Origin of the sequence: Gelidibacter pelagius (assembly GCF_017581925.1) — a bacterium.
Taxonomy (GTDB): domain Bacteria; phylum Bacteroidota; class Bacteroidia; order Flavobacteriales; family Flavobacteriaceae; genus Gelidibacter; species Gelidibacter pelagius.
Map to the genome: position 1 here is coordinate 21,590 of NZ_JAGEVG010000011.1, position 13,028 is coordinate 34,617.

A 13,028-nucleotide genomic window follows, 5' to 3' on the forward strand; every position below is an offset into this window, starting at 1 on the left:
TTAAAAATCTTGATTTTTATTGAGAAATCGATACACCAAAACCCCGTCAGGTTTTGGAATATAGTGAATAGAGTAATTAAACTGATCTAATGACACTATCCTGATATCTCTATACCGTACCTGAAAGGCATAGGGAAATTGCAGCACTAAGTCTAATTGCTTATCTATATCTTGCCAAAAAGCGTCTTCCTTCTCTAAAAACTCCATGAAACATTTAGCCTTATGAAGTTCTATTCTGGCCTCTTCTGAAAACCTCACGATTTTAACGCCCATACTGCGCTTTAATTTCGTCCCAAGTATATGTTTTCAATTCTCCTTTGTCATCCCTATGAATCATATCATCCATCATCTTTTTATACGCTTCAGATGGCTCACTATAGCGTATGGCAGTATCTTCTAAGGTGTATTCAATGTAGTTTTTTAAAGAGCGTTTTTGAAGTTTCGCCTGTTTCTCTAAGATCTCAATGGTCTTATTGTCCAATTCGATCAGTTTTTTTGTCTTTCCCATCGTATATAAATTTGATATATCTAATATATATAAAATATATTGAAACTATATTAAAAATTTATCTTAGAATTTTGAAGAACCCAAAACTATCATTCTTGGAATTGAATCAGATGGTCTGCCATTATTGCTTTTCAAATCGCTTTAGCAACAAGGTAAGCGCCGGTCCAGGCATTCTGGAAGTTAAAACCTCCCGTTACCGCATCCACATTGATGACTTCACCCGCAAAATAAAGATTTTTATGAAGTTTGCTTTCAAAGGTCTTGAAGTTGACTTCCTTTAAATCTACACCTCCAGCTGTTACAAATTCTTCTTTGAACGTGCTTTTTCCATCTACTTTAAAAACAGCTTGGGTCAATTGCAAAGACAAACTTTCCAATTGTTGCTTGTTTAAATCGGCCCAACGCGTTTCCTGATCTATACCTGAAGCGTGGACCAATTTGTACCAAAGACGTTTTGGCAAATCAAATTGCGCCAATTTAACCACAGTTTTCTTAGCGAAGTCGTGTTTTAAATCTTTTAAGTTTTCCAGACAATTTCCGAATGATTGTTTGATAAAATTTATTTCTATTTCAAACTTATAATTTCGGTTAGCCAGTTCAATGGCCCCAAAAGCAGACAATTTCAAAATGGCTGGCGCACTCATGCCCACATGGGTAATGAGCAATGGCCCGTCAGAATACAAATCAGATCCCACAACATTTACGTCTACATTTTGGGCTACCACACCCGGAATATCTTTAATTCGCTCATCTTTGATATTAAACGTAAAAAGTGACGGAATAGCTGGTGAAATGCTGTGGCCTAAGTCTTCTAATAATTTCCATATTTTAGGATTGCTCCCCGTAGCGATGACAAGTTTTTTACAATAAAACACTCCAGACTGTGTTTCAACTTTAAACTGGTGATCAACATCTCCTTTTTCATCCCGAAGTTCTATCTGCTTGACACTTTCATTATACAATAATTCAACCTTGTGCTTTTTGGCTTCATTCAAGAAACAATCAATGATGGTTTGGGAGGAATCCGTAATAGGAAACATTCGTCCATCTGCTTCGATTTTAAGTTCTACGCCCCGTTTTTCAAACCATTCTATAGTATCTCCCGTCATGAATTGATGGAAAGGTCCAAGCAATTCTTTTTCACCTCGCGGATAATTCAAGACCAATTCTGAAGGCACAAATTCGGCATGGGTCACGTTGCAGCGTCCGCCACCAGACACCTTGACTTTTTGAAGTCCTTCTTTGCCACGCTCGAGAATAGTAACTTTTAAATTAGGGTGACGTTCTGCAATATTGATGGCCGCAAAGAAACCGGCAGCGCCACCTCCAATAATGATGATATCTTTTACATTCATAACCGATCGGGATAATCTGAAATGATGCCATCTACTCCATATGATTTCATCAACGAAATGGCCTCAATGTCATTAACAGTCCAAGTGTTGACCTTATATCCTAAATTTTGAAGTTGTTGTACCTTTTTCTGATCCAACAAAATATAATGTGGATGGATGGCTTTAGCCTTAATGGTTTGTGCAAAATCTACAGCAACATCAAGGTCAAAATCGGTCAAAACAGCCAAAGGAACATTCTTGTTGATATTGTAGACTGTTTTTAATTCGTCATGATCAAAACTTGACACTATAAAATCTTCAAAATCCCAATCTTTTGTTTCCGTATATAATTGCATGCTTTTACAGGTTTCGAATGCCGTCCCATTGCCTTTAAGCTCAATATTAAGCATACATTTTTTATCTATAAGGTCTAAAACCTCCAATAAGGTCGGGATTTCAAATTGACCATTGACTTTTAGCGATTTGAGCTCATCAAGAGATTTCATGGTAATTTCGCCAGTACCATCAGTCAATCGCTCCAATGTAAAATCGTGATAAACGACCAATTCTCCGGTTTGACATAAATGTACGTCAATTTCGATGCCGTCAACACCCAAATCCAATGCTTTTTGAATGGATTCTAAGGTGTTTTCTGCAACATGTCCTTTGGCGCCACGATGGCCGATTTTTAAGGGTTGATTCACGAATTGTAGATGTTTCTGGTTTCCCGTTTCTTGTTTCTTGTTTTCTGCCCTCACAAAAGCTGCGGACGGACAGATTTGTTTCTCGCGATTTCCTTTTTGGAATTTGGAATTTTTTCCGTTTATTTTGGTCTCAACAATCCTTCTTGTGCCACTGAAGCAATAAGCTTCCCTTCTCTGGTAAAAATATTCCCTTGTGCAAATCCTCTGGCACCGGACGCGTTCGGCGACTGAATCGCATACAGCAACCAATCATCAAAATCAAAATCTCTGAAATACCACATAGAATGGTCCAGACTGGCCGTTTGCGTATTTCCCCAATGGGCCTTACTGGCATGACGATTCATCACTGCAGCCAAAATATTATAATCTGAGGCATAGGTGAGAATTTGCTGTTTAGTGGCCAAATCCAGATTAGAGGTATTTCCTTTAAGTTTAAACCAAACGTTGGTAAATGATGGCAAATCTTCCTTATTGAACGGGTTGACAAGCTCAACCGGTTTAAACTCTACCGGGCGTTCTGCTTCCAAAAACCCCTTTGTTTTTTTAGGAATAACCTCGCCAAATTGTTCTAAGATTTCTGTCCAGCTCATCAACTCTTCTGGCTGTTTGATCGACTTATTAATTTCCACTTGATGATTATAACCCTCTTCTATCATTTGAAAAGAAGCAGAAAGAATAAAAATGGTCAGTCCGTTTTGTTCCGCAGTAACCCGTCTTACTGAAAAACTGCCGCCATCCCGTACAATACTGACGTTATAAACGATGGGCAACTCCAAATTTCCAGCTTCCAAAAAGTAGGAATGCATGGAGTGAAGCACACGTTTATTGGTAATCGTTCTTGTTGCCGCATTAATGGCCTGAGCCAAGACTTGGCCACCAAAGACGCTAGGACTTCCCACCGATTTGCTAAAACCTTCAAATTGCGTTGGGTTGATTTCTTTTAAAGCAAGAAGTTCAATTAAATCTTGAACATTGTTCATATCATGTATTTTTTAAGCTTTTCAAAGGTATCTAAATGAACTTAAATTGAAAACTAAGATGTCATTAAATCTTGAAATCTGATTGGTTTAAAGATTTCATTTTTGCCATTCTACTTTCTATGATTGATAAGTCCATATCATTTGTTTGATTCTCAACGGCATCTTGGTACAAGTTCTTAATCTCCTTCATGATGGTCTTCTTATAATGTTGATCGCAAGTATCAGCATGCTGCAACAAAAACTCCAACATCATAAATAGTTTTTGCACCACAATGATATCGTGCTTACAGTAAGTGCGCAAGGCCGCCATGACACTGTACATCAAGTCTTCAAAACTCACGGTTTTAATACTCAGGTAAGCATTGTCGTCGTCGTCAAATAAAAAGCTACTATCTCTTTTTTTCATCCGAAGTGCAAATAATTCGGTCATATAATCAATGGCATTAATGGCTGTCCCAGGATCATTGATGCCGGGGGACATCGCTTTTACGGCTATTTCGGTAATCTGTTTAAATGCCAATACATAATTCTCCTCTATAAGCTCATTTTTTGAAAAGTGAAAACTGTCCAAAACCAAATCCGTAGCATCTTCATCCAATTCGGCTCCAGAATACTTAAGTAGAGGCAGTTCCTTTAGTATATAAGTACCTTTTATTTGAACAATTTCAACTTTAATCTTCCTTTCTTTAGCAAATTCCGCCAGAGAATTTAAACTCACATCTTGGAAATAACCAGATTTTTGACAAACAACAGTCTTCCAATTTGACGTGTCCGGAAACTCGATTTCCGTAGTTTTCTCATTGTCGATCAGTGCACTTAAACGTTCATTAGCTTTATCAAAAATCTTATCCATAATAGTTCCCACCTGTATTTGTTGCGATATGGAATGGATGAAATATATAAAAGCAGCCAAACAAACGGTCATAAAGATAATAGCCAATAAAACGGAGAATCCAGGAAGTTGATATTTGTCTCCATGCGGCGTTATGGATACCAAAGTGAAAATACAGTATAATAATGTCGAATTGTAAATCCCTAAAATCACTTGATGTCTTCGGTTAGAAATCAATCCCGGAAGTAATCGAGGTGAAAAATTACTGGAGGCCTGATTGAGCAAAATCATAACCAAGGAAAAACTAAACACCATTATAGAAATCAAACCGCCGATAAATGTGGTTAAGAGATCTCTTGCGGTATCAATATTATTAATCACCAAAATTGGTGCATTTTCGACCAAATATTCAGAAACACCCCAACTTTCAAGATAATACATGAAAAAAGCAAATAACAAACCAGCCAAACTGATCAAAGAGGGATAGAAAGCAATATTGCTTTCCAATTTGATAACGTATTCCAGTATATTATAAAAATGCTTTTTCATAGATTATGTTCATATTTGCCCATGTCATTATTGGGCTTTTCTTTAAAAATTAAAGCCAAGACCAAATGAAAACCGTGATCCGTCCTCTCCTGTAAAGAGATTAAATATTCCTGAAAGAGATTGGGCAGCTGTTATTCTCAAGCCTCCACCAAAATCATTATGCCATTTATTGGAATAATCACCTTTCCACCAAACGCGTCCCACATCTCCTCCTCCAAAGACTGTAATCTGCAACGGCAATAGCCGTGTTTTGAAAGAGGGAAAACTGTAGCGCACATCAGCACTTGCCACCATTGAATTTCTTCCCGTAAAACGTTCGGCTCTATAACCTCTCAAACCGGATTCTCCACCGATATTGGCTGCCTGATAGAACAAGAAATTATTTCCAAAGCGAAACTGGGTGCGCACATCTGTTTTAAGAACCAAACTATTGTCTTTAGTCAGGGCGTTATAGAAACCAATATTGGAATTGATATAGCCATACACCGCATCGACATCCTGAAGATTGGTTTTGGCGCCTATATGTAATTTAAAAATCATGCCCTTGCTTGGATTGACTCTGTTATCGGCCGCGAAGTAGTCGTACTCTGCCTCCAATCCACCAAAATAATGTCTTTCATAGTATTCCTCATTGATTGCTGGCTGAAAAGTCGTGATCAACCGATCTGGAGAATCTTTCAATTGGATACCTTCAAAGAGGGCTCTAAACCCATAGTCACTACCAAATGCTGATCGCTTGAGAATACCTATATGGCCACTATAAATAATTTTTTTGACTCGGTTAAAATCATAATCATCGGCATCATAAATGGATTCATTTCCGAAGCCAAAGAAGTTAGTGGTATACGAGTTATTTGTGAATGTGCCGCCAACATTTAAGTTCCAATCGTAAAAGAAATTAGCAAATTCACCTTCATAGTCAAATTTAAAACCACTGGTATCGAAGGCATATTTAGCATTAAAAGCGTGTTGTTGTGAGAATGGATTCCGCTGAAATCCGTTAACACTATAAACCACTGAGCCTCCCAATAGAATTCCATCATCTGGATTGTAACTCAGGTTTGGGGTGAGCGCTGTACCAGTAGTCCTATTTTTTTCAAAATTAAAAAGGTTCAAATTGTAAACATCCGTAAATCTTATGGTTGCTCCATTTTTTGAAAGAACAGTGTTTTCCTTTGATTTATGATCATAAATCTTAATTCGCCTCCCCTCTTTTATATTATAGATATCATTCCCCTGACCACCAATAATTCGAGTAAAAATTAAATTCTTGCCTTTCCCATTCACTTCAAATTGATCATGATCATTCAAACCATAAATCCACAGTTCCTTAGTAATTTTTCTATCAAAAATCTTATCAATAAAAGGCTCACTTCTGCCACCATCTTTAAGTCTTGATATTTTGACTTGTGTCAAGTCCTTGCCCAAACGGGTAATCTCAAAATAATCGTCTTTATCTGTTCCGGTCAACACGACCAACTCATTCAAATAGTCATAATATCTGTTAGCGATATCCTGTATATTGCCACGACGTCCTTTCAGCTTCACTTTAATATCTTCGATAATACTGTCCTGAACTTCTACGGGCACCTTGTTGAATGCATTTTCTATTACATCGTCAGTCACATGATCCTCTAAGAATTTGGCCTGTTTTATCCATGCTTCTCTATCTGATTGCTGCAGAAGCACCCGATCTAATTTTACACCGGCACTGTTCATCCATTTGATATCTTCCAATTGTTCATCATATACCTGAAGTTGTCTTGAAGATCCAGAGATAACTCTTACAATATCCAACAAGGTTCCGTCAAAATTTGAAAACACTTGGTCTCTATCTCTCGGAATAGGTTTATATAGTTTATCACCATTTTCTTGATTGAATTGCGCCCAACGCCACTGGTCCTGATGTCGGTCCCAATCGCCAATCAACATATCAAATAAACGCGCCCTGATATAGGCATTTTCATCAATCTTATACTTTTCGTCCTCTCTCACTTTTTCGATAATATCGTAAGTACTTTCAATATCATCGGCGTATCCAAAATTGCGTTCATCGGTATAATTTTCTTCGGGACGCTCTTCAATCATATATAATTGACCTCCATATTCGGCGTTGAACTTTCCTAAATGCTTATGTTTCGGGATATAAAAAATGTTTGGATTGGTGTGGTATATTTCTGCGGCATCCGACAAGTCTGGAATGGCCATGAAAGCATATGGATGCGCCGCTGTATAGAAATCCAAGATAAGACTTTCAATTTCTGTACGTTCGTAATCATCAGCAACATAAGAATTTTTAAAGAGTACTTTTTCTAAATACTGAGTGGTACTTTTGCGCAATGCCCTCATATTCAACTCTCTTCCATCTTTCGTTTTTAATCGTAAAGATTTGGTTTGGTGTCCACCTCCTGCACGTACCACTTCCAAGCCTCCATAAAGCGTGTCCAACGTTGCTACAGGCACTTTAATCGGTTTGCTATAAACACTTCTATACCGATCTCCCAAAAGCATTTTATAGACGAATGATTTATCTGTTTCTTCATCTGTATAAATAGAAACTTCAACTTCTTTTGGGAACGTATCGGCCAATTTGGAAAGGTCATAATGTTCTGTAGGAGGATAGACTTCCTTTTGAAACAACAAATGCGGTTGATTATTTTCCGACCCAAAATATTGCACCCATGAACTCCCATCCTTAAAAACTGTAAAAACCGCAAACCCTTGAAGTCCATACGCAAAAACACCATGCGCCTTTAAGTTAACTTGTCCTGTTTTTGAGCCAGAACCGGATACAATTTGTTTGATATTTCCGTTGTCAATATATTGCAACGTATGTTCATGGCCTGACACAAAAATGATATTGCCGTTTTCAGTCGCCAAATTTTCTAAACGATTCATCAGGTTATTATACAACTCATTGTATCTGTCTTGAATGGAAACGCCACCTTGGGATCTAATTTGAGTTACTAAGGACGCCAAACCAGGCATTGGAATTCTGTTCTGCATAGGAAACAAATGCTTTTCCAACGCAAATTGACCGCCATGGGTACTATTGGTGTACATAGGATGATGCATCGCAAAAACGATAGTTTTGCCTTGGGCTTTCTTGATTTCACCTTCCAACTCTAGCATCAAACGTTCCCGGGTTTTTATAACACAATCTTCATTAATGGTAGGATGTCGGTCCCAATTCACAAGATACCACTGTGTGTCGATGATTATCATTTGTATGGTTTCGCTTACATCAATACTTTTGAGAGGGCAACCGTTTTCAGGAAAAAAACTATTTTCATCGAGCGCTTCTTTGATATATTGCTCTTGTAATCTTACACCAGTCACACCTCCAGAATACCATTCATGGTTGCCGGGAATGAAAATGGTTTGCCCTTCAAAACTTTCAACAGATTTAACTTGGGCATCCAACATGTTTTCTGCGGCACCTCTATATTTATGCTCTTTATGAGGAAGACCAGAAGGATAAATATTATCTCCTAAAAACAAAGTATAATCGTCCTTAGTGTTTTTATCTGAAATATAGTGGTGAAATGCTGTTAATCCTTGTGACATCCCATTCATTGGGGATAATCCCGCATCACCAACCAAATAAAAAACCTTGTCAATTTCCTTTTCAGGAAATATATTTTGTTGGTCGTTGGGGTCTGAATATTGCGGTTTATAGGATGCACATGCATTAATAAATAAAACTGTGGTAAGAGTTATTAGAAGTTTTTTAATCATATTCATTAATAGTCGACTTATTTTAAAAGTGTCTTTTAATCCTAAAAGATTCAAATTAATTTATTTAATTTACATATTGCTCGCATTAGGAGTATTTATCATTAAATAATTTCGGTATCTATAACAATCTCACTCAACAGAGTTCTGTGGACTGGACATCTTGAGGCGATTTCTTTTAATCGTTTCTGTTGCGAATCGTCCAAGTTTCCAACGAATTTCAATTTTTTCAAAAGATGGTCAAATCGCGTTGGTTTATCCGCATCTAGCATCAAATCTTCACTGTGCTTTTTGGAATAGGTGATGTAGACGAAGACCTCTTGAAGATCCCATTTCTTCCGTTCAGCATAAAGTTTTACGGTCATTGCGGTACATGAGGCTAATGCCGCACTTAAAAAATCATAAGGTGAAGGCCCAAAATCATCGCCTCCAAAAGATTTTGGTTCATCTGCTATAAAGCTGTGCTTTTCCGTTTGCATGTAGGTGGTGAACTTGTCTTCCAAAAGATTCAAATGTCCCACCAACTGCTCGCCTTCTGTATCTAAAATAGTATGGTTACTGGTATCAAAATAGCCTTGAACCCATGCGCCTATCAAATTACCTACATAATTACTGTCCTTTTCCTTCAGTAATAAATGATCGGCATCATCAAGACTGACAAAACTTTTAGGATGGAATGCATTTATAAAAAGCTCTTGTGCATTGTCAATCCCTACAACCTTGTCAAACGGCGCGTGCATAATCAGGAGGGGTCTACGAAGTTGTTTTGTTATTGCTGGCAAGTCCGTTTTATCAAAATCATCCACAAATTCTTGGTTAATCTTAAAAGGTCGTCCTCCAATATTAACCTTTACATCACCTTTTTCTGCTATCTCATCAAACTGATGTGAAAAGTGTCGTTTTACGTGCTCTGTAGTTGACGGCGCACCAATAGTGGCCACAGCTTTTACGTTATCAAGTTGTGACGCTGCTACAATTACAGCCGCACCACCAAGAGAGTGCCCAACAAGTAATGATGGTGCTTCATAATGCGCTTTCATATAGTCATTAACTGCCAAAAGGTCTTCCACGTTGGCCGAAAAATGACTGTCTGCAAACTCGCCTTCACTTTGACCCAAGCCCGTGAAATCAAAACGAACGACACCAAAACCATGGGCGGTCAAAGCCCTACTAATATTTATTACTGGTTTTAAACTACTGCTACAGGTAAAGCAATGGGCAAAAATAGCATAGTTATTAGGTTTTTGATTTGGGGGAAGTTCCAAATAAGCTTGCAGCTGAAGACCTTTGGAGTTCTGGATATTGAGTTTTGTGCTTTTCATAATAAGTTGATTTAGTTATATGTGAATCATTTTGTTGTGATCCACAAATCCTGAGAATTGTTGTAATAGCAATTTCAATTTTGGATCAATAAAAGTCTTACAAAATGGTTTTTCAGGATTATTAAAATAGTAATTTTTAAAGTTTTCTTCTGAGGATTCAAAATATTTAAATGGCAATACCTCTGTGATCAATTCATCATTAAAATATCTTTGAAACCCCATCATTATAGATGTCACTTCCGCTTGTTGAACATCATCAAACGTATATATAGCCGATCTATATTTTTCTCGCATAGAATGGTTGGACCTACTGCTGTGTGTTAACAAATGTATTTCAATTAATGTTGGGAGCGTGATGCATCTAATATTAAAATGAACGATAACGGCTTCTGAAAAACCATTATTTGGTTTTGTAGAAGCCACAAATCCTTGTTCTACCTTCTCAACACCCTCAAGCGACTGAAAAACTGCTTCAGTGCACCAATGACATCCACCACCAAAACCAATCTTCGAAATATTTAAGATCATTAAGTTCTATGATTTGACTTCAACACCTTTCCAAAAAGCGACGTAGTTTTTGATGGCTTTAGCTTTGTCAGAAACTTCAGGATAAAACCAAGCGGCATCTTTATTCTGTTTGCCATCAACATCGATCGTATAATAGGAAGCTTCGCCCTTCCACGGACAAGTGCTATGGGTTTCGCTCGTCTTAAAAAATTCTTTTTTGATACTGTCATGCGGAAAATAATGATTGTTTTCTATGACTACCGTAGCGTCACTTTCTGCAATAATCTCATTGTTCCATATAGCTTTCATATTCACTTTTTTTCTATTTTAATTTTCAAGAACCGCAATGGGCGCAAAGAATAACATTAAAATTAAACAAATGGTTGATCAAATCTTTCGTAATGACAGGTATAACCGTTTGGTTTTCTTACAAGATAATCTTGATGTTCTGGTTCTGCCGGCCAAAATTTAGAATAAGGCTCTAAGGTAGTTACGACATCACCATCCCACCTATTAGAATTGTTCACAATGCTGATAATTTCTTCTGCCTCAGCTTTTTCTTCGTCGTTTTGAAAAAATATGGCCGAACGGTAGCTCGAACCCATATCATTTCCTTGTTGATCAACGGTTGTAGGATTATGGATTCTAAAAAAGTAGTCCAGAATATGTTTGAATGAAGTAACATTTGGATCGTATGTTATTTCGATACCTTCTGCGTGACCTGGATGGTTTCTGTAAGTTGGATGATCGTTGTCGCCGCCAATATATCCAACTTCGGTGTCGATGATACCTGGACGGACTCTAAACAAGTCTTCCATTCCCCAGAAACAGCCGCCGGCTATATATGCTTTTTGATTTGTACTCATTGTTTATATGTTAAATTGCTAATTAATTTTTATTATTACTCTCGTTTTGCTGTTATGAACTACATGACAACATGGAAGAACCTACTTTGTGCCGTGCCCATTCCGGACGCTTTGCAAACCACTTTTGATGTTCGGGCTGATCTTCATAAGGCTTTTTCAACAGTTGAAATAATTCATCGATGAGTGTATAATCCCCTTGATCTGCTTTGTCAATCGCCAATTGAGCCATATAATTTCGAAGTACATATTTTGGATTAACGGCGTTCATTTGCGATTTTCTTTGTGAATCTGAAATGGATTCTGTTTGTAATCTTTCCGCATAGCGATCAAACCAAGCGTTCCATTGTTGACGTATCGTATCTGATAGTTCTGTAATATTATAAAATGCCTCGTTTATAATTGTGAGTCCTTCAGAAGCTTCATCCTTATTAAAATCACCTAAATTTCGAAAGAAAATGGTCATATCAGTCTCCGTTAACTGTAATAAATCTTCTAAATCTTGGATGAACAATTGATCTGACTTAACCTCTGATTGCAATCCCAATTTCGATCGCATCATCTTTAAGGATTGTAACTCAAAATCGGTAGTATATTTTTCCAAAACAGCTTCCATAGCTTTCGCATCCTCAATCAACGGAAAAAGTGCATTTGCCAATTGATATAAATTCCACAATCCCATATTGGGCTGATTCCCGTATCTATAGCGTTTATTCTGACGATCAGTAGTATTTGGTGTCCAGCCAAAATCAAAACCTTCGAGCCATCCATAAGGGCCGTAGTCAATGGTCAATCCCAGAATGGACATATTATCAGTATTCAAAACACCATGTACAAAACCAACCCGTTGCCAATGAATGATCATTTCTAAAGTACGTTCAGAAACTTCAGCAAAAAATTGGAGGTAGGTGTCTTTGGACGGTTTTCCCAAATGCGAAAAATGCTGATTTATGGTGAAGTCGAGCAAAACTTTCAAATTCTTGTGATCTTGTCGAGCGGCAAAGATCTCATAACTTCCAAATCGCAAAAAACTTGGTGATAGCCTACTTACGATAGCCCCTTTTTCATAAGCTGGGTTCCCGTTGTACATAACGTCACGCAGCACCTGATCGCCAGTTAAAGCTAATGACAAAGCCCTGGTGGTGGGCACGCCCAAATAATACATGGCCTCACTGCATAAATACTCCCTGATTGATGAGCGCAAGACTGCCAATCCATCGCCAGAACGGGAATACGGGGTTTCTCCCGCGCCTTTCAACTGTACGACCCAGCTTTTATTCTCATGCTCTACCTCAAATAAGTTAATGGCTCGACCGTCTCCCAACTGACCAGCCCAATTCCCAAATTGATGTCCACCATAACACATGGCATAAGGTGTGGTATTTTCCAAAACCCTATTTCCAGTCATGACTTTTAAAAACTCGTCAGATTTAGCATCAACTTCTGTTAGACCTAATTTAAGGAGCATTTCAGGTGAGACATGAATCAATTGGGGATTAGAGGTTTGTTTTGGAGTTACATAAGAAAAACACGCTTCAGTGACCTGTCGCCTGCTGTTTTCCATATTGGGATCTGCTGGTAGTTGTGTGGTGAATTTATCTTTTATATTGAGTTTCATTAATTGTATTTTTTCTTAAGACCTGTCAGGTTTTCAAAACCTGACAGGTCTATTTAAATTTCAGATCAAAAATTCT

At 37.7% G+C, this 13,028-nt stretch carries 12 protein-coding genes; all 12 read right to left on the reverse strand.

Annotated elements, in window-relative coordinates; translation table 11 throughout:
* Window positions 1-273 (reverse strand): hypothetical protein, encoded by a 273-nt coding sequence (locus J4051_RS10440; RefSeq protein WP_208233817.1) that lies wholly within the window; start codon window positions 271-273, stop codon window positions 1-3.
* The gene (locus J4051_RS10445) at window positions 263-508 is read right to left on the reverse strand and encodes a hypothetical protein (protein WP_208233818.1); all 246 of its coding nucleotides are present in this window, start codon (window positions 506-508) and stop codon (window positions 263-265) included. The genes J4051_RS10440 and J4051_RS10445 overlap by 11 nt, the downstream gene beginning before the upstream one ends.
* A gap of 131 nt (window positions 509-639) precedes the next feature.
* A complete protein-coding gene (locus J4051_RS10450) occupies window positions 640-1,863 on the reverse strand; it encodes a BaiN/RdsA family NAD(P)/FAD-dependent oxidoreductase (protein WP_208233819.1) in 1,224 nt (407 codons plus the stop codon).
* Window positions 1,860-2,546, reverse strand: coding sequence for a glycerophosphodiester phosphodiesterase (locus tag J4051_RS10455; RefSeq protein WP_208233820.1), 687 nt, complete (start codon window positions 2,544-2,546; stop codon window positions 1,860-1,862). The genes J4051_RS10450 and J4051_RS10455 overlap by 4 nt, the downstream gene beginning before the upstream one ends.
* Window positions 2,547-2,665: 119 nt before the next feature.
* Window positions 2,666-3,526 carry an acyl-CoA thioesterase gene (locus tag J4051_RS10460; protein WP_208233821.1) on the reverse strand — a complete coding sequence of 287 codons (861 nt, stop codon included), beginning with the start codon at window positions 3,524-3,526 and terminating at the stop codon, window positions 2,666-2,668.
* Between the two features lie 64 nt (window positions 3,527-3,590).
* The gene (locus J4051_RS10465; RefSeq protein ID WP_208233822.1) at window positions 3,591-4,907 is read right to left on the reverse strand and encodes a DUF2254 domain-containing protein; all 1,317 of its coding nucleotides are present in this window, start codon (window positions 4,905-4,907) and stop codon (window positions 3,591-3,593) included.
* Between the two features lie 42 nt (window positions 4,908-4,949).
* Window positions 4,950-8,651 (reverse strand): metallophosphoesterase, encoded by a 3,702-nt coding sequence (locus tag J4051_RS10470; protein WP_236027353.1) that lies wholly within the window; start codon window positions 8,649-8,651, stop codon window positions 4,950-4,952.
* A 95-nt stretch (window positions 8,652-8,746) separates the two neighbouring features.
* On the reverse strand, window positions 8,747-9,964 hold the full coding sequence (locus J4051_RS10475) for a bifunctional alpha/beta hydrolase/OsmC family protein (protein ID WP_208233823.1): 1,218 nt from the start codon (window positions 9,962-9,964) through the stop codon (window positions 8,747-8,749).
* Window positions 9,965-9,979: 15 nt separating this feature from the next.
* Window positions 9,980-10,492 (reverse strand): peptide-methionine (S)-S-oxide reductase, encoded by a 513-nt coding sequence (locus tag J4051_RS10480; protein ID WP_208233824.1) that lies wholly within the window; start codon window positions 10,490-10,492, stop codon window positions 9,980-9,982.
* A gap of 6 nt (window positions 10,493-10,498) precedes the next feature.
* Window positions 10,499-10,780: a DUF427 domain-containing protein gene (locus J4051_RS10485; protein WP_208233825.1), complete on the reverse strand. Its 282-nt coding sequence runs from the start codon at window positions 10,778-10,780 to the stop codon at window positions 10,499-10,501.
* A gap of 62 nt (window positions 10,781-10,842) precedes the next feature.
* Entirely contained in the window at window positions 10,843-11,337 is a 495-nt protein-coding gene (gene msrA / locus J4051_RS10490) for a peptide-methionine (S)-S-oxide reductase MsrA (RefSeq protein ID WP_208233826.1), read from the reverse strand.
* Between the two features lie 52 nt (window positions 11,338-11,389).
* Window positions 11,390-12,952, reverse strand: coding sequence for a protein adenylyltransferase SelO (locus J4051_RS10495; protein WP_208233827.1), 1,563 nt, complete (start codon window positions 12,950-12,952; stop codon window positions 11,390-11,392).
* Window positions 12,953-13,028 lie beyond the last annotated feature (76 nt).